We start from the raw sequence: 25,387 nt of genomic DNA, 5'->3' as shown, positions 1-25,387 counted from the left end.
GATAACATTATTTACTAAATAGTCCAACTGATTCATTATAATTTTTGAAATATTTAGTCGTTTTTCATCAGATAGTTCACAATATCTGTGTATACTGATGCCGCAAGTAGTAAAACGCTCTCATCTAAATCAAATTTCGGATGATGATGCCCGTATTCCAGCTCGAAAGGAAACAGCATATAAGTCGCTTTCCCATTTTTTTCTAACACTCTTTCCATCATCATCGTCACGTCTTCAGAAGCACCGAATGACAGTGTATCTTTTAAGTCTGTAATGTGATTGTTGTTTTTAACAGCTTCTTTGACTGCATCGATTAATTCCGCTGAACATTCTGCATCCGGCGCCTCACCTACCGGAATGATTTCAACATCATTTTCATACATATCTGCAGCTGCCTGAATAATGGTTTTAGCCTTATTAAACATATATTGATTGAGCTCTTTTGTCTCGCCCCGGGTTTCAATTTCCAAGTACGCCTGGTCGGCGATAACATTTCTGCCGCTTCCCGCCGTCATTGTTCCGACATTTATCCGAGTGGATCCCCCGCCGTGACGGGCAATCGCATTTAAATTTAATGCTGCCAGTGAACCTGCGAGCAGAGAGTTGTTGCCGGCATTCGGTTCAACGCCTGCATGTGCTGATTTACCTGAGAACTTCACATCGAATTTTGTGCTGGCTAAAAAGTCTGTTGTAGCTGCACTGACAGTGCCTGCAGGTAAATTTCTAATGCCTAAGTGACTTGAGAAAAAGTAATCAACATCATCGAGCCAGCCTTTTTCAACGACAGATTTAGCGCCTCTGACACTTTCCTCAGCCGCTTGAAAAATTAAAGTGAATCTTCCTTTAAGCTGATCTCTATGCTTGTTAATATATTCTGCCAAATACAAGCCTGTCGTAATATGGCCGTCGTGACCGCAGGCATGCATTTCGCCGTGATGGAGCGAGATAAAGTCTTCGGTTTTTGGTTTGTGAGAAGCATCTTCAGATTCTGTAATCGGCAGACCGTCTATATCAAAACGCGCAGCAAAGTGCGGTCCCGGTCTCCCTGTATCCAGAGTTGCTATAACCCCTGTCGTACCTTCTTTAACATATTCTAAAAACTCTTTCGGTACGCCGTATTTAATCGCTCTATCATAACTTTTTTCAAATACGCTGTCGTCAGGCAAACCCACACGTGCGCTTCTTAAAAGCACATCATCACCTAAATACAAAGTATATGCAAGTGGTTTTAAAGCCTTGTATATTTCATAAGTTGTTATAAACTCAGTGAAGCCAACTTCGGGAAAACGATGAAATTTTCGCCGAGTATTAATTAACTGCTCCTTCAGTTCTGTCATCATTACACCTCCGCCAATTTATTCAGCGCATCAATCGCCATATTTACCATGGCAGTCATGCCGTACTCAAATGCATCTTCGTTCAATTTAAAGGCAGGATTATGGAGTGGTTTCTGCCCTTCGCCTACAGACGTTCCAAGCCAGTAGTATACGCCGGGATAAGCTTGCAAAAAGCGGCTGAAATCTTCACCGGCAAGACTTGGCAGCAGTTCTGGTGTTGCTTCTTCTCCATATATTTTATTAATAGATTTTTTAAGTTCAGCCGCCCACTCTGCGTCGTTTACTGTTGCAGGGTAACCATCATAAAATTCAATATCTACTGAAGCACCCATGGCACTTGTCACTTGTTCGACGATTTCAAAGAAACGTTTTTTAGTCAATTCCTTGATTTCATCCGATTGAGTCCTTATCGTACCTTCAAGTACAGCAGTTTCTGCAATGACATTATGTTTCGTTCCGGCATCAAAACGGCCGACCGTCACAACTGCCGGCTGCATCGGGTCCGCGTTTCTGCTCACAATAGTCTGCAGTGCAGTCACAACCTGATTCGCTGCTATAATTGCATCTGTAGTTGCGTGAGGCATAGATGCATGACCGCCGGACCCCGTAATCGTCAATTTAAAACGATCTGAGTTCCCCATGATAGGACCTGCCATTACACCAAATTTACCTACAGGCAGATCCGGCCAAACGTGCTGAGCCAGCAGCATGTCCGGTTTATATTCATCGAATACACCGTCATCCATCATGCGCTGTGAACCGCCCTCAGGTGATAACTCTTCTGCAGGCTGGAAAATCAGCAGTATTGTCCCTTTGATTTTATCTTTATTATCGTTTAAAACTTTACCGGCATGCAGCAGCATCGATGTATGTGCATCATGGCCGCAGGCATGCATTACACCCTTATTTAAAGACGAAAATTCAACACCGGAAATTTCTTCGATAGGCAATGCATCAATATCTGCACGAATACCGATTATCTTTCCGCCCTGTTCCCCTTTAATAATACCGAGCACGCCTGTGTCTGCAAAACCCGTTTGATAAGGGATATTAAATTCTTTCAGTTTATTTTGAATGCGCTGAGATGTATCGTACTCTTTAGTGCTTAATTCCGGATTTTGATGCAGCACTCTTCTGAATTCAATCGCATCATTAATAATTTTCTCTGCTATTTCCACTCTATTCACCTCTGTTTAACTTAAAATTAATTTTCTTTTTTATAATATTCAATAAATTCACCGTTTAAAGTATAGCCGATAAAATTCTGGCCGTCGTTCATCATCCAGTCGTAGTTATCGTACTTAATCTTCAGTACTTCACCTGTGACCTGCAGCTCTTCTTTTAAAGGCATATATAAAATATGGCGTCTTTTCCCGCCGTATTTCAATCTTGTTCTCATAATTTTAAAGCCGAGCCTAAATTTGTCTTTTAAACTCGCCAGATTAACAGGCATTACGGTTGAGAAGATATAATCAAAATCCCCGCTCTCTTTCACCTGCTTAATTAAATACTCGCCCATTTTTGTTTGAAGCCCCTGCCCTCTGTACGGCGGATCGACAAGCGAAGTTTCAGAATAGATTGAGCGGTCTCTCGGAACACCGACATCATCAGCCAGGTGTTCTTTTTCATCTAGTGACGGGATGTACATCATACGGAGAGCAGCAAGTTTACCGTTGTCAAAAACACCGGTAACATAGCCCTGATTCAGACAGCTTTCCATTTCTTCTTTAGACAGTTTTTCCAGTACTTCTTTTTGTTCCAGCACTTCATATACACGGTCCTGCAGCTGCATAATTTCTTCGATATTTTTTGTGCTGAGTTTTTCAAATTCCATGGCAATACCGCCTTTCTCAATGTTTTTATGTTTACCCTTACTTATTTCTGGTTATTGATATATTGAGGAGTTGGTGTAAATTGAATATATTAGTTAAATGTATAGACTCCACCAATGAGAAAACTTTTTTTAAACTGATAAAGCAAAGAGATGCCAAAAATGGATCTTTAGATGACTTCATATATACCTGCATGAGAAAAACGAATGACTTTGATGAAGAAAATCTATTAGTTGAATTAATTTATCCGGAGCATACAGAGCTATATTTAGAATTTAATTTGAACCGCAGCCGTTAGTAAAAACGGCTGTTTTTTTTATTGCAATTCATCCAGCCATTCAAACATTAAAGGCACCCATTTTTGAACATGCGGATTGACCTTCCCTGTTATTTTAGATGCAGTGCTGAGACCGTGGTCTCCTTTATGGAACGTGTGCAGTTCCCAAGGTACGCCTTTACGCTCAAGCGCATCTGCAAAATCCAGCGCATTTTTAACGTATACCAGTTTATCTTCACCGGTATGCCAAATAAATGCCGGCGGCGTCTGATCGGAAACGTGATTTTTAATCGTTGCAAGGTCGAGAGTGTCATCTGTAATTTCTGCTCCGAACACCATACGTCCTGCCATCGACATAAATTTAGGATCTCCGACACCGCGTTCATTAGCGATCACTCTGTTCAAATCGTAATCTAAAATCGGATAACCGAGAACTTGGAAATTCGGCCGAACCCATCTGGATTCCTTACCTGTCAGTTCCTGCAGCCAGTTCTGGTTCCAGTGGACCCCAAGGCTCGCTGCTAAATGACCGCCGGCAGAAAAACCGATTACTCCGATACGATCAGAGTCAACGTTGTATTCATGAATATTTTCCCGAATATGTGCCATAGTCAGCGCCAGTTCAATTAAAGGATTCGGAAACTCGGAGCCCAGTATTTTATCCGGCTCAACCATAGAAGCAATTCTGTACATTTCATCCCGCTCAGCAGTTCTGCCCTCTTGTTCAATCATCGTGCCAATTGTGGAATATCTAAGGATAAAGACCTGATAGCCCTGAGCAAGAAAATCATATGCAATCGGCTCCGCTTCACGTTTAGATACGTACATGTAACTGCCGCCGGGACAAATGACAACAGCCGGTTTCGCTTCAAATTTAACACCTGAATCCCCGAGAATGGCTGTTACTTCTGCATGATAATTACCCACTTTGAATTTTTTAATTTCCATCACTATGCCTCCGTACTCTTGTTACTTTAATGATACCAAAAAAATGCCTGTCATATGTAGTCTGGACCTTTATGCTCCAACGATGTATAATAAACTGTAAAATAAATTCACGAAGAGGTTCTTAGCCACACCCTCTTAAAAAAACTAAGACACGACTCACGTGCCTTTTGGCGCGTGTTTTTTTATTTAAAGGAGGATTTTTTTATGACTGAAGATTATTCAAAAGATTTAAGTCTGCTCGGCAATCAGGACGTCGAATATTCATTTGATTATAACCCAGGTATTCTAGAAACATTTGATAACGGCCACCCCGGCCGCGACTATTTCGTTAAATTTAACTGCCCGGAATTTACAACACTTTGCCCGATGACAGGACAGCCTGATTTTGCAACTCTATATATCAGTTACGTTCCCGACCTTAAAATGGTTGAAAGCAAAGCATTAAAATTATACTTATTCAGCTTTAGAAACCACGGCGGTTTTCACGAAAACAGTGTAAATATGATCGTCAATGATTTAGTTGAATTAATGGATCCAAAATATATTGAAGTATGGGGCAAATTCACACCGCGCGGCGGTATTTCAATCGACCCGTATGTTAATTACGGCAAACCAGGTACCAAATATGAACAAATGGCAGACCACCGTTTGATGAACCACGATATGTATCCGGAAAAGATAGATAACAGATAAATGAGGATGGCTAAGAATTTCTTCCGAATGTTAATGGAGGGAATATATTGATTTTTTATTTGACCGCGCTCTTTGCAGGACTGCTGGTTGTATCAAATATACTGGCAGTAAAAGTATTTACAGTTTTAGGATTTGATTTGCCGGCAGCTGTACTTGTATATATGGCAACATTTTTAATCACCGATGTTATCGGAGAAGTCTACGGCAAAAAAATGGCAGCTCGTGCAATACGTGCAGGATTCTTAGCACAAGTCATCGTTTTATTCTTTATATACATAGCAGTAGAAGTGCCCCCTGCCCCGTTTTTTGAAATGCAGACAGAGTACGAAATGATTTTAGGCGGCAGTTTTCAAGTCATTATTGCCAGCCTGGTTTCTTACCTTGTCAGCCAGAACTTAGATGTCTTTATCTTCCATAAGTTAAAAGACCGTCACGGCAAACAAAAACTCTGGCTCCGGAATAACTTCTCAGCTTTGATTACACAGCTTGCTGATACGAGTATTTTTATCGTCATCGCATTTTTCGGTACAGTCCCTTTGAAAGTGCTGATCAGCATGATTTTTATGCAATACATTGCAAAAATTGTAATTGTCATGCTGGATACGCCGATCGTGTATCTGCTAGTTGGACTGGCAAGGAAACAGCTCGGTCAAGAACGCGCGCTGCTTAAAGAAGTGACTGAACAGCTTTAACCATTCGATAAAAACTTGAACATATTAATAACAATTATAAAGAAAGGCATAGCCCACTTTTTTACGGGGCTATGCCTTTTCATTTTGTCTCATGATTATATACTATTTTTAACGACTTTCTTGTAATAAGCCAATGACATCAGTGCAAATATTGAATACAGTACTGTGTATACGCCCATGACAATCAGTGTCGGTGTCCACATTTCAATTCCGAATATGAACCAGCCTGATTTTACTGCAAACAGCGAATGCAGCAGTCCGATAATTAGAGGAATACCAAATGAAATAATCATTTTTAGACCCAGTCCCCGCAATATTTCTCCTTGAGAGAAGCCCAGTCTTCTAAGCACTGTATAACTGCCTTTTTCTTCTTCACATTCATCGATCTGTTTGAAATATAATATACAGCCTGATGTTAAGAGGAAGGCAAACCCTAAGAACCCGACGATAAAGGCCATCATACCTGACATTTGCACCATTTCGTTATAATCCATCTGTTTTGACACAAACGGTGGATTGTCTTCCTTGTCCATAATATCAAGTACCTCTTCAGTGTCGCCGCCGGCAATATTAAATGCATACAGTTCAGATGGCATGTCATATTCTTGATTTTCTGCCGGCTGTTTCTCTGATAGTTCCTGATAGACTGAATCATCGACAATCAGTGCCGGCAGTCCGAATGATAAGTTTGAAGGCAGGATACCCTCACTTGTCGTTTCTGTCACTTCGACAGTTCTTTCAAAACCGTCACCGTTCGTAAATGTGACAGGATCTCCTTCTTTAAACGATAAGTACATATCCAGTATGGCGAGTGTTCCTGTAACTTTCGTTTCATTTTTCGCAACATCAAATCCTTCAAATTCTTGATCACTGGCAATAACGATACCGAGTTCATTGCCGTTCACGCCGGACTCCTCACTATTTTGTAAGTTGTTATTTTCATCTGTGCCTACGACGCTGTAATGCATAAATGATTTTTCAATTCGGTTAATTTCAATCCCGTTCTCATTCAGCAGTTCTTCGTAATAATCAAGATTCTCTGAGCTGTCAACTGTATATTCGTAAGGCGTCGTGCTGTCGAGCATTTTATCGGTTGAATAGTATGAAATATACGATAATGACATCGCTGTAATACTAATTGCTGTAATGACAGCAATGACTGTCAGTAAAAATGAGTTGGAGCGCATTTTAAACATGACGCTCGTCACTGAAAGTACATCGTTGACATTGACATGCCCGTTTTTACTGCGTCGAATCATATTTAAGACAAAGGCGACTGAACATTTAAAGGTAATATAAGTTCCTGCGATTGTCAGGAATAATATAGAAACCATATAGATCGGCAGCAGCAGTCCATTTTCCATTGCCCGGTCAAACATTTCCGTAGACATGTAATAACCGGCTGCAATCATTAATATCCCGGCTGCACCGAAAATAATCGTCATCTTGCCAATCGGTTGACCTGTATTCTCTGATGTTTTATTCAGTTTCAGCATTTTAATCAGTGAAGTGCGTTTTAAAAATACATAGTTCTGAATCATTAAGATGAAAAAGATAAAGACGAATACACCTGCCGTAATGAATAATGCCAGCGGTGAAAAGTTCATTTCCACCATCATATCTACCCGCATAATTTTTAGTAAAATCATTAACAGCAGTCTAGATATGAAGAAACCGAGTATGACCCCGCCGATTAAACTTCCGAAATATATGAAGAAGTTTTCGAGCAGCAGTATTCTAAATATTTTGCTTCTGTTCATACCTACTAGCTGAAATAAAGCCAGTTCCTTATGCCGGCGCTTGATGAAAATCATATTAGCGAAACAGACAAACAGTATAATAATGATAACGACGACCACCGAACCGATTGAAAACAGTGCAGTCATCGGTGTGCTTCCCGTAATTTCCGTCATCGCTGTGTCATCGAGCGTCAAAGTTAGCAGCGAGAAAAACAAGGCCACACTGAACACGAGTGCAAAAACGTAAAGCCCGTAGTTTTTTAAGTTGCGTAAGAAGTTTTTGATTACTAAATTATTCAGCTTCATCGACGACACCGCCCAAGACACGCTGCGTATCCAGTATTTCACTGTAGTATGCATCCTGTGTCATTTCACCGCGGGACAGGCTCGTATAGACCTGACCATCTTTTAAGAAAATCACACGGTGAGAAAAGCTCGCTGCAGTTGCATCATGAGTCACCATTATAATGCTTGTATCTAAAGTATTATTCAGCTGCTGCAGTTTTTTCAAAAGATCGCTGGCAGATTTAGAGTCGAGGGCTCCCGTCGGCTCATCGGCGAAAATAATTTTCGGCTGGTGGATAAAAGCACGTGCTGCACTGGTGCGCTGAGCCTGTCCGCCTGACACTTGGCTCGGGTACTTTTTCGCTAAGTCAAAAATACCGAGCTGGCGTGAAACACTGTCGAACTGCTGCTCTACCTCTTGTTTAGACATGGTCCGGATGGACAGCGGCAGCATAATATTTTCTTTAATCGTTAAAGTATCGAGTAAATTATAATCCTGGAAAATAAAACCGAGATCATTTTTTCTAAAGTCTGCGAGTTTTTTATCTTTTAAAGTTGTAAAATCGATGCCGTCGATATAAATGTGACCGCTTGTCACATTATCGATCGAGCTTAACACATTTAAAAGCGTCGTCTTGCCGGAACCGGACGCCCCCATAATTGAAACGAATTCCCCTTTGTTTAAACTAATATCGATGCCTTTTAATACTTCTGTGCGGTTAAATTTATTTCCGTAACTTTTTTTAATATCTGTCGCTTTTAACAGCATAATTGATTCCTCCTGTGTTCAAGTGATTAACTACAGTTTACACCGTATGTCTCACCGCATCGTTTGATTCAGCGAACAAAAAACACTATAAAGTGACATTTTCGTCACTTCATAGTGATTTTACTGAATTCATTTGCTTTGCTGAACGTTAAAGTTACGGTTGTATAGTCACCGTAAACAGATGTCACATCGATATTTATAGCTAGCGCGACACAGACTTCTTTAGTTAAATACATTCCCATGCCCGTCGACTGGTCATCATGGTGGTCACTCGTTGAAGTAAAACCCGCTTCAAATATACGGTGAATATCTTTTTCTTTTATCCCTCTGCCGTAATCTGTCACAGACAGCTGCATTCTGCCTGCTGTCACCTGGCTTTTAATTACAATGTCGTTGTCAGAAGAGTACTTTACACTGTTAGTAATAATCTGATCCATTACGAACTGCAGCCATTTTCGGTCTGTGTGCACATTCTTTTCATGCAGATGAATATCAAAGCCGATATTTTTTTCCATACATATATCTCTTAATTTTTTAATAGAAGTGTTTAAGATTTTCTCTATATCAATATCTTCGATATATAAGTCATTTTTAATATTCGGCAGGCGTTTTAAATACAATATCTCGTTCAGCATGCCATTCAGACGCGTCCATTCACCCGATAATTTTTGACGGTCTGAACCGTCTAGATCATCGATCATCAATTTCATCGTCGTTACCGGCATTTTCATATCGTGGATAAATCGAGTCAGCTCATCTAAATTTTCGCGTGTTTTTCGAGATTCTTTATCGACTGTATGTTGATGTTCGACTCTCAGCTCGTCGAGTTTAACGTAAATATGCCGCTGAGCCGGCGTATTCCCTGTCGACATTACGGCAATATCGTTCAGTGAACCTAGTTTTAAAAGTTCATTATTAAATGACCGTTTTCTCGTATAATCCCAAATCATATACACGACAAAAATCAGCAGATTAAACAGGAAAATATAAGTCACAGCGACATTCGGAATGCTGCTGTCGAGTATACCAATCAGTAAAATCACTATATTAAAAGCCGCGAATAAAAGGAGGATGGGAATATTCTCTTTAAAATACATCATCATCTACTCCTTTAAAATATAGCCGATGCCGGTTTTAGTCACAATCGCATGATCCAGTCCGATAGACTCGAGCTTTTTACGTAGACGGTTAACGTTAACTGTCAGTGTATTGTCACTGATAAATTTCGAATCATCCCACAGCGATTCGATAATCTCCGTTCTTGATACCGAATCCCCCGTGTTTTGTGACAGTATCGACAGTATATACGACTCATTTTTCGTAAGTTCTATGACATCGTCCCCCGCAGTAACCGTCAGTTTTTTAAAATCAAAGACAGCATCTCGAAATTTAAAGACGTCGATTTCCTTATGCTGGTATTCGTAAGTCCGTCTTAAGAGTGCCTGAACTTTTGCGTTCAGCACTTCAAAATTAAAAGGTTTCTGCACATAATCATCCGCCCCCATCTGCATGCTCATCACCATATCGGCCGGGTGATCTCTAGACGATAAAAAGATAATCGGCACACTGGAAACATTTCTGATCATACGGCACCAGTAGAACCCGTCGTATTTCGGCAAAGTGATATCTACAATAACGAGTTCCGGCTCATGTTTTATAAAGTCATTCATCACATCATTAAAATCAGTAATGCCAAACGCATCGATATCCCACTCTTTAAATCGAGCAGTCAATTCATCCATTAAGACGCTGTCATCTTCAATGATAAGTAATTTCATTTCTTAGCCCCTCACCGTTTTTTTATCGGCATAATTTTTAAATAAGTAAACGTTCTCCAAATCCATTCCAGCGGTCCATAATTGAAAAACTTCATCCATATATGGCTCAGAATCAGCTGAACGATAAACACCGCGAGCACAATTGGAATAAACCATACTGCATTCACACTGTTAAATAAGCCGAAAACGTAAAATATAAGCAGCATGATGACTGTCTGGCCAATATAGTTCGTCAGTGCCATCTGCCCTGCAGGCTGCAGCAGCTTAAGCAGCTTCGGTACTTTTAATAAAATCAGCGTAAATGCTGCGATATAACCGATCGACATTAAAGGTCCGCCGAGCGTGCTCGATAATTGCGCCAGCTGCACATAGACCATGTCATCACCTTGATAGGTCGTTAAATATCCGGTAAATATTTTTACAGGTAAGCCGGCACCGATGCCGATGACCGCTGCTTTTTTCAGCAGATCTGTATGTGCAGTTAAATTTTGAAATACACCTTTTTGACCAGCGTACAAGCCGATTAAAAACATCGCCAGTACATTAGGGATAACAAAAATCGCACCGGAAGCCGATAAACCTAAAATCGCTGCGTTCATGGCTGCAATATCCAGATAAGTCCCGTTTAAAATAGTTTCAGTCATGTTTAATGAAAACACAAACCCTTCTGACTCTAGACCGGCAGCACTCGAATATTTAGCTGAAATATAGACGAGCGCTGTACTTAAAATAACCAGCACAGAACCGCCAATTAAAATAACAGCTGCGATAATCAGGTTGATTTTCGGTTTAAATTTATAAAAAATCAGCAGGAATAGCCCTGCGATTGCATACGTCCACAAAATATCTCCGTACCACAGTAAAATACCGTGCATGAGACCGAAAACTAAGAGCAGTCCCAGCCGTCTTAAAAATAGCGCAGCCGTATGCTGTGTCTTAGTTTCAGCCCTCGACAGAAAGATGAAAAACCCGAGGCCAAATAAAAATGAAAACATAGTATAGAAATTAGTCGTAACAAAAGTATTTATAAAAAACAGAGACAACTCATTCCAGAAACCTGTATAAATTTCACTGCGCGTCCCTGTAAAACTGTCATCGATATCCGGACCGGCAAATGACATAATATTCATCATTAAAATTCCGAGTAAAGCAAAACCTCTGACACCATCAATTTCAAACACCCGCTGATTAAACTCTATCGGATTATTGTCCCCCATAGCTCACCCTCCATTTATAATCAGTATACGTCGTCAGCACTGAAAATTAAACAATAGTCTGGTGGTGGAGGCTGGGATTCGGGTGGTTGCTGGGGATAATCTGATTGCGGCCGCTTGTGATCCGCTCATCCGGTTGATAATCCATTTGCGGCCGCTTGTGACCCGCTCATGCGGTCAATAATCCATTTGCGGCCGCTTGTGATCCGCTCATGCGGTCGATACTCCATCAACGCCCGCTTGTGATCCGCTCATACGGTCGATACTCCATCAACGCCCGCTTGTGACCCTCTCATGCGGTCGATAATCCATCAACACCCGCTTGTAACCCGCACATGCGGGCAATATTCTATCAACACACTCTTGTGACCCTCACAAGCGGACGATAACCAATTTACACACAACAATAATCAGCAAGCCCCTCCACCAGCAATACCAAAACAAAAAAAACCGAAAATCTCACATGAGATTTTCGGTTTCCTTATTAAAACTGCATAAATGACGGGGGTTCGCCCATCACGTATGAATAAATGTAGTAAAAACAAATACCGAGCACCGGTACAACAATGACTACAAATAAGAACAGCTTTAAAAATTTAGTCAAAATTTTATATATAATCATAAGTGCTACTATAATCAGCGCACCATACAGTATATTTTGCCAAGTGTAATCAAGAATATATAATCCCGTATAATTGACCACAAAAATCGATGCGACGCTGGCTAAAATAATTATCACTAAACGCATTAACACATTAACCGCTCCCTTTTTCCGTGATTTAATTATATAGGATTTTATCAGTGATTCAAGAATTTACACATGCTGCGGTTTAATTTGAGTTGCTGCAATCAATCCACACAGGACAATAACAAAGCCGAGCCATGGGCCGTAGCTGATATCGAAGTTGCTGATAAACACCCCGCCGATGACGGCGCCGACACCAATTCCAAGGTTCAAGGCTGACATGTTCCAGCTGAAGACGTTGGAGCTTGAGCCTTCAACGTTTTCAACCAGACCGCCCTGTACTGCCGGAGATGTCGACCACTGGAACAGACTCCAGACAAATATATTAATATAGAACAAAATCGGTGTTTCATATAAGAATGGCATAATCGCCATACTGACAAGAAATAGTGACATCATAATCATAACTGTTTTCTTAGGACCGATTTTATCGATTAAATTACCGCCGAGATAAGTCCCTGTCATACCGCCGATTCCTGTAGTCAGGAGAGCGAATGAGACGTTTTCAAGTGTGAAACCGTGAGATGTCATCAGCGGCGAGATGTAACCGAGAATAATATAATTCCCAATTAATACACATAATGTGACTGCAATGTATAAAGCAACGTTTTTCTTCGATTTCAAACGGCTCTTCTCTGCACCGGCTGGTGCACGGTCCGTCAGATCTTGTGAGCGCACGAAGAAAATCACGCCGAGTCCGACTAGAATTGCCAAAATAATAACCATCAGGAAGATTACTCTCCAGCCAAACTGAGCACCGATGATCGTCCCAATCGGTATACCGAAAACATTCGCTGCACTAAAGCCCATATAAACGAGCGCCAGCATTTTACCGCGAACTCGCGGTTCTGAAAGCATCACGGTCATATCCAGTATTTTTACGATAAACACCGCGGCAGCCATCGCTGTGATGACCCGTCCAATGGACAGAACTAAAAATGTCTCGGCCAGTCCGAAGACAACATTCCCGATAATAAATACAATCAGTGACAGTAGCACAACAATTTTTGCCGGCATATTTTCTGTCAGACGAATTAAAATCGGCCCAAACAGCGCAAAACTGACTGCATATACAGTGATCAGCTGACCCGTTAAAGCATGACTGATGCCGAGGTCGCTGCTCATCAATTCCAAAATACCCGAAACGATTAATTCCATCATTCCGAGCAGGAATATCCCCACTGTAAAAGTAATAATTAATTTTTTGTTCATATGTATTCCTCACATTTAATATAATATAGTTTAAAAGAGTAACCTGATTATTATACAATAAAAGAAAAGTGTTTCAAATGTCTTTCTTACGTTTAAATTCTTATGAGGTGTAATTATGAAAAGAATAGTGTTTTTAGTGCCGTTTATCGTGCTGTTTTTCAGTGCATGCAGCAGTGAATCCGAAGAAAATTTTACGCAAATGCTGGGTGCTTTTGAACGCCACGACAGCGAGCTGAATACAATGCTCGATCAAACGACCGAAAACATCAGCAGCGAGTCGAATCGGGATAAGGCTTTGCAGACTATCAATGAAAAAATTATTCCTAAGGTGAACGATTTTCGTCACACGATTAATAACTACACATTAAGTAATGATGAGCATTTAGAAGTCCAGGAAGCCATGGTGGATTATTTAGATGAAGTCGAAGATTTAATGGAGCTCTACAGTAATTTTAACGAAAAATTCTTTTTTGTTAATCCGCTGTCTGATGATTCCATCGATGAAACTTTAAACGAGGAACTCGATAAAATTAATCAGGCAGAAGAAGAAATGGATGCTGCTAAAAAAAATGTGAATCAAATGATTGCCGAAAGCGGCACTGAATAAACTTGAAAAGTCCCGGCAAGCCGATTATTAAAATTCGGCGTGCCGAGACTTTTTTCTTTTTAACAAAATAGCTGTATAAAGTTTTTTGAAGCAATGCCCTCAGCAGCTTCTTTACCGTATTTTTGTTCTAAAGCTTCTATTAAATTGCTGTATTGCGATGCATCTTCCAGTTCGTCGACATACTCGGTAATACCGTCAAAATCCGAGCCGATGCCGATATGCTCCATTCCCCCGAGTTCGATTATTTTATCGACGTGTTTTAACAGATCATCAATAGTCACCTTGCCTTCACCGATAAACGATGGACAGAATACAATATTAACCATTCCGCCTTTGTCGATCAGCTGGCTAATCTGACTGTCGTGTAAATTCCTCGGATGATCATGAATACTTCTTGCATTAGAATGACTGGCAAAAACATACTTGCCGTGTTCAATGACATCTTTAAAACCTTCGACATTTAAATGACTGACATCTATCAGTACATTATTTTTATTGCATTCTCCGACTACTTTAAAACCAAATTCGCTTAATCCTGTGCCCCTCACTTCACCGACGCCGTCTGCAGCGAGATTGCCGTTATTCCAAACCAGTCCGACAGACAAAACACCCAGTCTGAACAGCGTCCGGAGTTTCATCAGATCGTTGCCGAAAGCATCCGCACCTTCCAATGTCAGCACCGCGCCGTATTCATGATCTTTTAACTGTTTAATATCCGACAGATTTGTAATATGAACCATGTTTTCCATCGTCAGAACTTCTTCGTAAAATGCATCGACCTGTTCTAAGGCGTGCTGCCATTTTTCATTGTCCGGAATTCCCGGAGAGATAAATATAGCGTAAAACTGTACTTTCACATTTCCTTTAATCCGTCTTTCCATATTCATATCGAGAGCATCTGAGTTCAAGTAATTCAGCTGGCGCTCCTGCTGAAAGTATCCGTGTGTGTTTCTGGCATCTCCTTGCAGTTTCAATAAAGCATCACAGTGTGTATCAATAATATTCATAAAAATATCTCCCCTTTTCACTATAATTCCATTATAATGGAAATCAATACGTATGAAAACGTTTACTTCTTTACTATTATTCATTATATTGTATAATTATTTAGTACATTCTACATAAATTCTAAAAATTACTATAAAAAAGAGGGTTTTTTATGTCGAGATTTATTACATTCCTAAAGTTTTTTATCCCGTCAATCATCGGTATATTTATGTTCCTCGTTCCTTTGAACATAGACGGTGAAACGACAGTTCCCGTTGCATTTTTTGCAAACTTCATCATAGATACGCTTACTATAGAAACGATTACCCTGTTAGTAGTGATTACCATTGTGATCTCGGCTGTCATGAGTATATTATACAGCTGGATTCTAAAATCCGGTTCCGGATTTTTAAACGATGTATTTAATACTACAAACTTCTGGGTCATTTTAAGAGCAATCGGTGCAGTATTTGCAGTACTTGCCTATTTAGGCGCTGGTCCTGAAATGATTATTTCCGGCGGTACCGGTTCGATGATCTTAAACGACCTGCTGCCGACCTTATTTACAGTATTCATTATTGCTGGATTTTTCTTGCCGCTGCTCTTAAATTACGGGCTGCTCGAATTTGTTGGAACCTTATTTTCTAAAATTATGCGTCCGCTGTTCACATTACCGGGCCGCTCGACAGTCGATAACTTAGCATCATGGGTCGGCGATGGTACGGTCGGTGTTATTTTAACGAGTAAACAGTATGAAGACGGTTATTATTCTAAACGTGAAGCCAGTGTCATTGCTTCGACATTCTCTGTTGTTTCCATCACATTTACGATTGTCGTCTTGGATTTAATCGGTCTAATGCATATGTTCGGCCAGTTCTACTTAACAATTATCGTTGCCGGTGTTACAGCAGCACTTATTATGCCGCGCATCCCGCCTTTATCAAGAATCGAAGATACGTATTATAATGAAGGTTCTGAACTTGAAGAAACAGTGCCTTCGACGCACAACCCGTTAACATGGGGATATGAAAAAGCTATGGTTAAAGCTGAAAAATCTCCAGGTCTGCTGTCATTGATTAAAGAAGGTCTGAAAACTGTATTTGATACATGGTTCGGAGTCCTGCCGATCGTTATGGCCATCGGTACACTCGGAACAATACTCGCTGAGTATACACCGATATTCTCCTGGCTCGGTGCGCCATTCGTTCCGCTTTTTGAACTGATCGGCATACCTGAAGCACAGGCAATGAGTGAAACGCTGTTTATCGGTTTTACTGATATGTTCTTACCAGCTATTCTCATCGAGAATGTTCAAAACGATATGACACGTTTTATCGTTGGTGCAATGAGTATTACTCAGCTGATTTATCTGTCAGAAGTCGGCGGTGTTATTCTGGGCTCTAAGATTCCTTTAGGCCTTGGGAAACTCTTTATGATATTCCTGATCAGAACAGTCATCACTTTACCGATTGTGATCGTTGCAGCATTTATTATTTTCTAAACAAACAAAATCCGTACGTTCGGCTCCCTCGAGCTAAACGTACGGATTTTTTACTTTATATACTTTTTCTTGCTGTTATTTATAATTAATAATTGTATATTTTTTCTTGCCGCGGCGGACAACCGTAAATTCTCCGTCAATTTTATCTTCTGCATTAATTTCGTAATTTACATCCTGGTTTCTTTCACCGTTAATGTAGATCGCGCCGTTTTGAATATCTTCACGAGCCTGACGTCTTGATGGTGATACGCCTGCATTGACCAGGACGTTTACCAGACTGCTGTCTTCTTTGTCTGCTTCTGCAGATGGTGCATCTTTTAAAGCGTCTTTAATTTGGGCTGCATCCAGCGACTTAATATCACCGCTGAAGAGTGCTTCTGTCACTTTTTTAGCTTCTTCTAATCCTTGGCTGCCGTGGATGAATTCTGTTATTTCATCTGCCAGACGTTTTTGAGCCTGACGCAGATGCGGTTCTTTTTCGACTGATTCAGCCAGTGCTTCAATTTCTTCACGTTCTACAAATGTGAACAGTTTTAAGAATTTAATCACATCTTCATCACGCTGGTTGAGCCAGAACTGGTAGAATTCATACGGCGAAGTACGTTTGCTGTCGAGCCAAATATTTCCGGATTCTGTCTTGCCGAATTTTTTGCCGTCTGCTTTCGTGATCAATGGAATGGTCAGTCCTTCAGAGTTCGTTGTACCGTACATTCTGCGCATTAATTCAAGTCCGCTTGTAATGTTGCCCCACTGATCGGAACCGCCGATTTGAATTCTGACATCGTGTTCTTTGTTTAAGTGACCGTAATCGATTGCCTGTAAAATTGTATAAGTGAACTCAGTATATGAAATTCCTGTTTCTAAGCGTGACTGAATCGCATCTTTAGACAGCATGTAATTTAAGCCGACATGCTTGCCGTAATCGCGAAGGAAAGAGATCAAGCTGATATTCTTCAGCCAGTCTTTGTTATTCACCATCAGAGCAGCATTATCATCGCTGAAATCGAAAATGTTTTCCATTTGTTTTTTTATTGATTCTACGTTTTTATCGACTTCTTCTTCCGTCAGCAGTTTACGCTCATCCGCTTTAAATGAAGGGTCTCCAATCATACCAGTGCCGCCGCCGATTAATATTACCGGACGATGACCGTATTGCTGGAAACGGCGCAGTGTTAAGAACGGCACTAAGTGTCCGATATGCAGGCTGTCCGCAGTTGGATCCGCACCGCAGTACAGCGAAATTTTCTCATTTTCAAGCATTTCACTAATTTTTTCTTCGTCTGTCATCTGATAAACAATACCCCGGTATTGCAAGTCTTCCAATAATGTAGTCATAATTTCCTCCAATAATATGATTTTAATGAATAAAAAAACACCCATACTTTTACAGTATGGGTGCGTGACACGGTACCACCAAACAATTTATCTCTAAATTAGAATGTACGTCTTCTATAACGATCTGAACACCAATATGAGTGTATTCATAATATCATTCTCACCTGCTCTCACCATCCGCAGGCTCTCTGAATCAAATCATATTACTACTTCTCTCACCGTTCAAATTATTCATTAAATTTACATTAGTATATTATTCACACACTTAAAAGTCAAGCGCATCAGAGGTTGACCATTCGTATTGTTTTGATTTTTTATCATTTTGATATACGATGAGCAAGTTGAATTACATTATGTTTACACCGGCTTTTATCACTATGAGTGTATGAAGGACATATGATATAATCTTTTTAATAGGAGGTTGGCATGGAAAAGAAAAATGACTTTATTGATAGTATAAAAAGATTGTTCTCCCGCAAAGATCCTGACAAAAAGAAAGACAAGGTTCACGGAGCAACTGCGAAGGACAAATATCATAATACAGTCGCCCGCTTTAAAAAAGCAGGGTCCCCGCTCAGAGTGTCGTTCTTTACTGCATATGACACTATATGGAACGTCGTTTTATTCTTACTATTAGCGTTCACTCTGCTTGGGATATTCCTTTTCAGTATCGGTCTCGGTTACTTTGCAGCACTCGTCTCAGATGAAGAAGTGCAGGCAGAAGATGAAATTTTAACTTCATTAACCGAAATGACTGAAAGTACGACTGTAACATTCGGCTCCGGCGAGGTGCTCGGAACATTAAGATCCGACTTGATCCGGGATACCACTGAATATGAAAATATTTCCGAAAACGTCACAGATGCACTGATATCTACAGAGGACGAGCACTTTTATGAACATAATGGTGTGGTTCCAAAAGCATTCCTGCGTGCATCGCTGCAGGAAGTTTCCGGAAGTGACGCAAGTTCAGGGGGCAGTACCATTACCCAGCAGCTGGTTAAAAACCAAATGCTGACGAACGATCCGACATTCGACCGTAAAGCAACGGAATTATTACTTGCTTTCAGAGTTGAAAATATAATGTCTAAAGAAGAAATTTTAGAAGCATACTTAAATGCAGTATCGTTTGGACGGAATGCCAACGGTCAGAACATCGCAGGTATTGAATCTGCAGCAGAGGGTGTATTCGGTAAATCGGCAGCTGACTTAAATATTGCTGAAAGTGCCTTTTTAGCAGGACTGCCTCAAAACCCGTACGCATACACGCCGTTCAACCAGGATGGTTCAATGAAAGAACCAGAAATGCTTGAAGCCGGCAAGAACCGCCAGGAATTTGTTCTGTCTAGAATGCTGACAGAAGGTGCGATTACTCAAGAAGAACACGATCAGGCTGTTGCTTATAATATTTACGATAATATGGCATCCAGTGTGGTTGTTCCAAACCAGAATTACCCGTTCTTAACTGATGAAATAGAACGCCGCGGTGTGGAGATTATTAAATATATTCTCGCCGAAGAAGAGGGCATCAGCCGTGAGGACGTTGATTCAACGCCGTTAATTAATCAGGAGTACACTCAAAAAGCGAACGAAGCAATGCGCAATGAGGGTTATCAGATTGAGACGACGATTGATAAGACAATTTACGATACGATGCAGGACACTAAAGACAATACTTTCAGCTACTACGGCCAGCGCAGCAGCCTGGAGGCTATCAATGCTACTGAAAGTGAAGAAGAGACAATGCTTGATCACGAAGTCGGCATGGTGCTAAAAGATAACAGCACTGGTAAAATACTCGGCTTTGTCGGCGGCCGCAATTACGAAGAATCAGAAATAAATCACGCAACACAAACAAGCCGTCAGGCCGGTTCAACGATGAAACCGCTGAGTACTTATGCTCCTGCAATCGATCAGGGCTTAATCGTACCGGATACAGTATTGCTGGATGAAGAGTTCACGATTGAAAGTCTGAACTACTCTCCTCAAAACTACTCTACTGAAGAGTACGGTTTAGTCTCAGCCAAGCACGCGCTCAGCAACTCATATAACTTGAGTACTTTAAGACTGTGGTCACAAGTACAGGATCATAATCCGGGACAGTATTTAGATAACTTAGGTATGAATGTGTCAGATGAATTATTAGGTACACCATCACTGCCGCTTGGTACAAATACAGTATCAGTCGAAGAAAATGTCGATGCATTTTCTACATTCGGCAATGAGGGTGAAATGACCCAAAGTTATATGATTGAAACTATTACTGACCCGAGCGGCGAGGTCATCTATGAACAGCAGCAGGATCCAACACAAATCTTTAAAGATTCAACCACATTCTTAATGGCAGATATGCTGAAAGAATCATTTGTGACAGGTTCTGTATATCATATTAAAGATTACTATGATTCTGTACAGGGCGTATACGACTGGTCTGCCAAGACCGGTACTTCAGAAAGTTTCGTCGATTCATGGATGATCGGTTTTAATCCGAAAGTAACCTTAGGTATATGGATGGGTTACGACCGCAGTATTCCTCAAGTGTATGATACAGATGATGAGCAGTACTACCACCTGTACAACTGGAGAAATATGGCTCAGGCACTGACAAGCGTTGCTCCTGAACAAATGGGTGCCTATGAAGAATTCCAGCAGCCTTCATCAGTCAGAGAAGAAGAATTCTGTGCACTGACGATGGAACTGGAAGATGACTGCTCAAGCAGCATGGACAGACCTATCGAAGGACTCATCGCTGAAGATACACAGTTCTCTAATAAGAGCTCACTCAGCGACCCTGAAATTCAATCGCGCATGGGTGCATCTATTGACAGCGGACTGACAAACAGCGATCTTCGCGGACGTGTGACAAGGACTTATGACGACAGATACACTGTCGGAAGATCTTCAAGCTCATCAGATGACGATGAGGACGAGGATGAAGACGAAGATGAAGAGGATAACTAATCCCAGCAAATATGAAATCCCCCTGCAACAGCAGAGGGGATTTCTTTATAGTCTTAGCACAAAAAAGCTCAGAAATCCTTAAGGATTTCTGAGCTTTAAATATTGCTTAGAATAAACCAGTTGATGAACCGTCAGCATTTACATCCATTTTGTTCGCTGATGGTACTTTAGGAAGTCCAGGCATAGTCATGATATCACCTGTCAGTGCTACAACAAATCCTGCACCTGCTTTGGCGATAACTTCACGGACAGTTACATTGAAACCTGTCGGACGTCCAAGTTTTTTAGGATCGTCAGATAATGAATACTGAGTCTTAGCCATACATACTGGGAAGTTGCCCCAGCCGTTAGCTTCGATATCAGCAATTTGTTTTTTAGCTTTATCCGTTAAGATAACACCGTCCCCGCCGTATACTTCTGTAACAATTTTTTCAATCTTGTCAGCGATTGGCAGTTCATCTTCATACAGGTGGTGGAAGTCGTTTCCAGCTTCAACTGCTGCTAATACTTCGTTAGCTAAGTCAACGCCGCCTTCTCCGCCTTTTTCCCATACTTGTGTTAAGGCAACGCGTACGCCCTGTTCTTTACACCAGTCAAGAACGAAGTTTCTTTCTTCATCAGTGTCAGTTACAAAGTCGTTTAAAGCAATTACCGGCTCAACGCCGAATTTACGAGCGTTTTCGATGTGTTTACCTAAGTTCACAACACCCTCTTTAAGTGCGTCAACATTAGCTTCGCCTAAGTCAGCTTTAGCGACGCCGCCGTTCATCTTAAGTGCACGGATTGTTGCAACTAAAACGATAGCATCCGGCTTAAAGCCGCCCATGCGTGCTTTAATATCCATGAATTTCTCACCGCCGAGATCAGAACCGAATCCGCACTCTGTTACGACGATATCAGCAAGCTGTCTTGCTGTGTTTGTTGCAATAATTGAGTTACAGCCGTGAGCGATGTTAGCGAATGGACCGCCGTGAATTAAGGCAGGTGTGCCTTCCATAGTCTGTACCAGGTTAGGTTTAATCGCTTCTTTAAGAAGAAGTGCCAAAGCACCTTCAACTTCAAGCTCTCCAACTGTTACTGGTTTTTTGTCGTAAGTATAACCGAATACAATTTTAGCTAATTTTTCTTTAAGATCGATGATATCGTTTGATAAACAGAGTACAGCCATAATTTCCGATGCCACTGTAATATCAAAACCATCTTCACGAGGAACCCCTCTAGTTGGTCCGCCTAAACCGACAACGACTTGACGCAGTGCACGGTCGTTCATATCGATAACGCGTTTCCAAGATACACGTCTTGGGTCGATATTTAATTTGTTGCCGTGGTGAATATGGTTATCGATAAATGCACTCAGCGCATTATTTGCTGCAGTAATTGCGTGCAGGTCACCATTAAAGTGAAGGTTTATTTCTTCCATCGGTAATACTTGTGCATGACCGCCGCCTGTCGCTCCGCCTTTAACACCCATTACAGGTCCAAGTGAAGGTTCGCGCAGTGCCACCATTACATTCTTGCCGATTTTATTAAAAGCATCACTTAAACCAACAGTCACTGTTGATTTACCTTCACCTGCAGGTGTCGGGTTCATCGCGGATACAAGAACGATTTTAGAATCTTCCTTGTTTCCTTCCAGTTGGTTGATGTCTACTTTTGCCTTGTATTTACCATACATTTCTAATGCTTCTTCAGGAATACCTGCTTTTTTTGCAATATCCTGAATTGGTTGTATTGAGGCTTGTGACGCAATTTCTTGGTCAGTCAAATGTGCCATCTTCTCAGCTCCTAAATATAATTTGCGTTGTAAAACGATTTCACAACTTCATAATTCATTATGACATAAAAGTTGAAAGCAGACCATTACAAACGGTCTGCTTTTAACTATAAGCTTCAATTTTCTTATAATTTTACATTTTAATCATCATCCATAGAAGATAAATCGCCTGCCGGCAAATCGAGTTCCCATGCTTTTAAGACACGTCTCATAATTTTACCGCTGCGCGTTTTCGGAAGGCTGTCTTTAAATTCAATTTCTCTTGGAGCAGCATGTGCCGCAAGTCCATTCTTCACAAATACACGGATTTCTTCTTTCAGATCATCTGTCGGCTCATATCCGTCTCTTAAAGCGATAAAGGCCTTAACAATCTCCCCGCGTACAGGATCAGGCTTACCGATGACTCCAGCTTCCTGCACCGCTTCATGTTCGACCAGTTTAGATTCAATTTCAAACGGCCCGACGCGTTCACCGGCAGTCATAATGACATCATCTACACGGCCCTGGAACCAGAAGTAACCATCTTCATCACGGTAGGCAGAGTCACCTGAAATGTACCAGTCGCCAACGAAGTACGAATCGTATTTCGGTTTATTCTTCCAAATTTCACGCATCATCGCCGGCCAGCCTGCTTTTAATGCCAGGTTCCCCATACGGTTTGGCGGCAGTTCATTGCCCTGGTCATCGACAATCGATGCTTCAACACCAGGCAGCGGTTTACCCATTGAACCTCCTTTAATATCTACTGACGGGAAGTTCACAATCATATGCGCACCTGTTTCAGTCATCCACCACGTATCGTGGATACGGAGATTAAATAGTTCCATCCCCCATTTTACAACTTCAGGATTCAACGGTTCTCCGACTGACAATACGTGTCTTAGCGCAGATAAGTCGTATTTTTCCACTGCATTGTCACTGCTGCCCATCAGCATTCTAAATGCTGTCGGCGCACTGTACCAGACAGTCACTTTTAATTTTTCAAGTGCACCATACCATGACTCAGGCGAGAATCTGCCGCCGACAATTACATTTGTCGCCCGGTTCAGCCACGGTGCAAAAATACCGTAGGATGTCCCGGTCACCCAGCCTGGATCCGCTGTACACCAGTAAACATCATCTTCTTTTAAATCGAGCACGTATTTACCTGAAATGTACTGCTGCACCATAGCGTATTGTGCATGCAGCACCCCTTTTGGCTGACCTGTGGATCCGCTCGTATAGTGTAAAATTAAGCCGTCTTCTTTATCCAGCCATTCGATTTCAAATTCATCTGATGCTGCTTCAAATTTTTCTTTAAAATCAATATATTTTTCATCTGTATTTCCGCCGGTAACAATGACATTTTTTAAGTCAGGCAGGTCATCAACCGGTACTCTTGACAACAGTTCAGGCGAAGTAATTATCGTCGAGGCCTCACTGTTTTCCAGTCTGTCTTTAACTGCTTTTTCCATAAATGCCTCAAACAGCGGACCGACAACTGCACCCAGTTTCAATGCACCGAGTAATGCAAAGTATAATTCAGGTGAACGTGCCATAAAGATAAACACGCGGTCCCCTTTTTGAACACCTGCATCTTTTAAAACGTTGGCCGCTTTATTGGATTGTTCTTTCATCTCTTTAAATGTAAACGACTGAATCTGATCATCTAATTTATAATGTAAGGCAATTTTATCCCCATAACCTTCATCCACATGCTTATCTATCGTTTCATAAGCCATATTAACTTTACCTGTCTCATACCAGGAAAATTCTTTTTCAATGTCTTCCCATGAGAAATTTTCTTTTGCCGTTTCGTAATTCGGCATATTCGATTGCTGATCTGTTGCTTTGTAAAGTTCTACTTTCATTCTTAACGACACCCCTTGTTTATGTTTATGATTTCGCTTTCATAGTACCATTATATTGAAAGATAGTTCAGAATTCTATGAAAATGACTGATTTATTTTATTTCTTTAATTATTCAGTAATTAAAACGCTTTCACTTTAGTATGTCAAGTCGATAATATATAATGATGATGAATATATTTTCATATAATATTTAATTACTTTTAAAAGGGGTGTTCCATTGAGGCATCAAAAACACTATTTTAAAACAGAGACTAAAACCGATACGGACACAGTCATTATCGAAGGTCCGCTCAACAGTGAAACTTTGAAATCATATACTTTTGATAATAATTTAAATGCCTTCAGACGGCCGTCAGAACAATTTCAGGCACTTCTTGAAATCGCTGATTTGCCTGAAGGCAGAATTATTGTCAGTCAAATAGATAAACATATTGTCGGCTATATTATTCTGCTCCACCCGGATCCACTCGAACGCTGGTCAGACGGCAACCATGAATTCATCATGGAGCTCGGCGCCATCGAAGTTGCCCACCAGCACAGAAGTCTCGGATTAGCCGGTAAAATGCTGGAATTATCTGTACGCGATAATTTTGTAGAAAACTATATTATTATAACGACAGAATATTACTGGCACTGGGATTTAAAAAACAGCGGGCTCGATGTATACGAATATAAAAACTTAATGATCCGCTTAATGCAGCGGGCAGGTTTTGAAGTATTCCAAACCAATGATCCGGAAATTACCGGCCACCCCGCTAATACGCTGATGGCCCGTATAGGCAAAAATATTACCGATAAAGAAATGCAGCAATTTGATGAGATACGCTTTAAAAACAGATTTTTAATTTAA

The 25,387-nt window shown here is 40.9% G+C and carries 21 protein-coding genes and 1 riboswitch; of the genes, 6 read left to right on the top strand and 15 right to left on the bottom strand.

From position 1 onward, the window contains the following. Nucleotides 1-53: 53 nt before the first annotated feature. From IEU81_RS00955 to IEU81_RS00940, 4 genes are all read right to left on the bottom strand, one after another. The gene (locus IEU81_RS00955; RefSeq protein WP_231957114.1) at nucleotides 54-1,337 is read right to left on the bottom strand and encodes an amidohydrolase; all 1,284 of its coding nucleotides are present in this window, start codon (nucleotides 1,335-1,337) and stop codon (nucleotides 54-56) included. A 2-nt stretch (nucleotides 1,338-1,339) separates the two neighbouring features. Next, on the bottom strand, nucleotides 1,340-2,515 hold the full coding sequence (locus IEU81_RS00950) for a M20 metallopeptidase family protein (protein WP_186089868.1): 1,176 nt from the start codon (nucleotides 2,513-2,515) through the stop codon (nucleotides 1,340-1,342). A gap of 26 nt (nucleotides 2,516-2,541) precedes the next feature. Continuing rightward, nucleotides 2,542-3,171, bottom strand: coding sequence for a GNAT family N-acetyltransferase (locus IEU81_RS00945; protein WP_186089867.1), 630 nt, complete (start codon nucleotides 3,169-3,171; stop codon nucleotides 2,542-2,544). 314 nt (nucleotides 3,172-3,485) lie between these two features. After that, a complete protein-coding gene (locus IEU81_RS00940; protein WP_186089865.1) occupies nucleotides 3,486-4,394 on the bottom strand; it encodes an alpha/beta hydrolase in 909 nt (302 codons plus the stop codon). Between the two features lie 108 nt (nucleotides 4,395-4,502). Next, nucleotides 4,503-4,548, top strand: a riboswitch (PreQ1 riboswitch). A 50-nt stretch (nucleotides 4,549-4,598) separates the two neighbouring features. Here IEU81_RS00940 and queF point away from each other — a divergent pair. Beyond that, nucleotides 4,599-5,087, top strand: a complete 489-nt coding sequence (gene queF, locus IEU81_RS00935; protein ID WP_186089863.1) for a preQ(1) synthase — start codon at nucleotides 4,599-4,601, stop codon at nucleotides 5,085-5,087. Between the two features lie 47 nt (nucleotides 5,088-5,134). After that, nucleotides 5,135-5,779: a queuosine precursor transporter gene (locus IEU81_RS00930; RefSeq protein ID WP_092598399.1), complete on the top strand. Its 645-nt coding sequence runs from the start codon at nucleotides 5,135-5,137 to the stop codon at nucleotides 5,777-5,779. A gap of 95 nt (nucleotides 5,780-5,874) precedes the next feature. Here the strand turns inward: IEU81_RS00930 and IEU81_RS00925 are convergent, their stop codons facing one another. The 7 genes from IEU81_RS00925 to IEU81_RS00895 form a co-directional block, all read right to left on the bottom strand. Further along, nucleotides 5,875-7,866 (bottom strand): ABC transporter permease, encoded by a 1,992-nt coding sequence (locus IEU81_RS00925; protein ID WP_231957112.1) that lies wholly within the window; start codon nucleotides 7,864-7,866, stop codon nucleotides 5,875-5,877. Further along, the gene (locus IEU81_RS00920) at nucleotides 7,811-8,575 is read right to left on the bottom strand and encodes an ABC transporter ATP-binding protein (RefSeq protein ID WP_231957184.1); all 765 of its coding nucleotides are present in this window, start codon (nucleotides 8,573-8,575) and stop codon (nucleotides 7,811-7,813) included. Before IEU81_RS00920 ends, IEU81_RS00925 begins: the two co-directional genes overlap by 56 nt. 101 nt (nucleotides 8,576-8,676) lie before the next feature. Beyond that, a complete protein-coding gene (locus tag IEU81_RS00915) occupies nucleotides 8,677-9,669 on the bottom strand; it encodes a sensor histidine kinase (protein ID WP_186089860.1) in 993 nt (330 codons plus the stop codon). 6 nt (nucleotides 9,670-9,675) lie between these two features. Next, nucleotides 9,676-10,350: a response regulator transcription factor gene (locus tag IEU81_RS00910; RefSeq protein WP_092598387.1), complete on the bottom strand. Its 675-nt coding sequence runs from the start codon at nucleotides 10,348-10,350 to the stop codon at nucleotides 9,676-9,678. Nucleotides 10,351-10,361: 11 nt separating this feature from the next. Then, on the bottom strand, nucleotides 10,362-11,567 hold the full coding sequence (locus IEU81_RS00905) for a DUF418 domain-containing protein (RefSeq protein ID WP_092598384.1): 1,206 nt from the start codon (nucleotides 11,565-11,567) through the stop codon (nucleotides 10,362-10,364). A 481-nt stretch (nucleotides 11,568-12,048) separates the two neighbouring features. Beyond that, the gene (locus tag IEU81_RS00900) at nucleotides 12,049-12,318 is read right to left on the bottom strand and encodes a hypothetical protein (RefSeq protein WP_092598381.1); all 270 of its coding nucleotides are present in this window, start codon (nucleotides 12,316-12,318) and stop codon (nucleotides 12,049-12,051) included. Nucleotides 12,319-12,378: 60 nt separating this feature from the next. After that, nucleotides 12,379-13,521: an MFS transporter gene (locus IEU81_RS00895; protein WP_186089859.1), complete on the bottom strand. Its 1,143-nt coding sequence runs from the start codon at nucleotides 13,519-13,521 to the stop codon at nucleotides 12,379-12,381. Between the two features lie 115 nt (nucleotides 13,522-13,636). Between IEU81_RS00895 and IEU81_RS00890 the strand changes: the two genes are divergently transcribed. Then, a complete protein-coding gene (locus IEU81_RS00890) occupies nucleotides 13,637-14,128 on the top strand; it encodes a hypothetical protein (protein WP_186089857.1) in 492 nt (163 codons plus the stop codon). 59 nt (nucleotides 14,129-14,187) lie between these two features. Here IEU81_RS00890 and IEU81_RS00885 read toward each other — a convergent pair whose 3' ends face one another. Next, a complete protein-coding gene (locus IEU81_RS00885; protein WP_186089855.1) occupies nucleotides 14,188-15,135 on the bottom strand; it encodes a dipeptidase in 948 nt (315 codons plus the stop codon). A 152-nt stretch (nucleotides 15,136-15,287) separates the two neighbouring features. Here IEU81_RS00885 and IEU81_RS00880 point away from each other — a divergent pair, with 152 nt between their 5' ends. Then, entirely contained in the window at nucleotides 15,288-16,616 is a 1,329-nt protein-coding gene (locus IEU81_RS00880) for a YjiH family protein (RefSeq protein ID WP_186089853.1), read from the top strand. Between the two features lie 75 nt (nucleotides 16,617-16,691). Here the strand turns inward: IEU81_RS00880 and tyrS are convergent, their stop codons facing one another. Beyond that, on the bottom strand, nucleotides 16,692-17,954 hold the full coding sequence (gene tyrS / locus IEU81_RS00875; protein WP_092598566.1) for a tyrosine--tRNA ligase: 1,263 nt from the start codon (nucleotides 17,952-17,954) through the stop codon (nucleotides 16,692-16,694). A 423-nt stretch (nucleotides 17,955-18,377) separates the two neighbouring features. On the opposite strand from tyrS, the gene IEU81_RS00870 reads away from it, so the two are divergent. Then, on the top strand, nucleotides 18,378-20,912 hold the full coding sequence (locus tag IEU81_RS00870; RefSeq protein ID WP_186089852.1) for a transglycosylase domain-containing protein: 2,535 nt from the start codon (nucleotides 18,378-18,380) through the stop codon (nucleotides 20,910-20,912). Nucleotides 20,913-21,018: 106 nt separating this feature from the next. Here the strand turns inward: IEU81_RS00870 and IEU81_RS00865 are convergent, their stop codons facing one another. Together IEU81_RS00865 and acsA are read right to left on the bottom strand one after the other, a co-directional pair. Beyond that, the gene (locus tag IEU81_RS00865; protein ID WP_186089850.1) at nucleotides 21,019-22,686 is read right to left on the bottom strand and encodes a formate--tetrahydrofolate ligase; all 1,668 of its coding nucleotides are present in this window, start codon (nucleotides 22,684-22,686) and stop codon (nucleotides 21,019-21,021) included. A gap of 140 nt (nucleotides 22,687-22,826) precedes the next feature. Continuing rightward, complete coding sequence (gene acsA, locus IEU81_RS00860) at nucleotides 22,827-24,536, bottom strand: acetate--CoA ligase (protein WP_092598360.1); 1,710 nt, start codon at nucleotides 24,534-24,536, stop codon at nucleotides 22,827-22,829. 218 nt (nucleotides 24,537-24,754) lie between these two features. Here acsA and IEU81_RS00855 point away from each other — a divergent pair, with 218 nt between their 5' ends. Then, entirely contained in the window at nucleotides 24,755-25,387 is a 633-nt protein-coding gene (locus IEU81_RS00855; protein ID WP_186089849.1) for a GNAT family N-acetyltransferase, read from the top strand.

Source organism: Jeotgalicoccus aerolatus (genome assembly GCF_014635205.1).
GTDB lineage: Bacteria > Bacillota > Bacilli > Staphylococcales > Salinicoccaceae > Jeotgalicoccus > Jeotgalicoccus aerolatus.
This window is presented reverse-complemented; position numbering and strand designations above follow the sequence as displayed.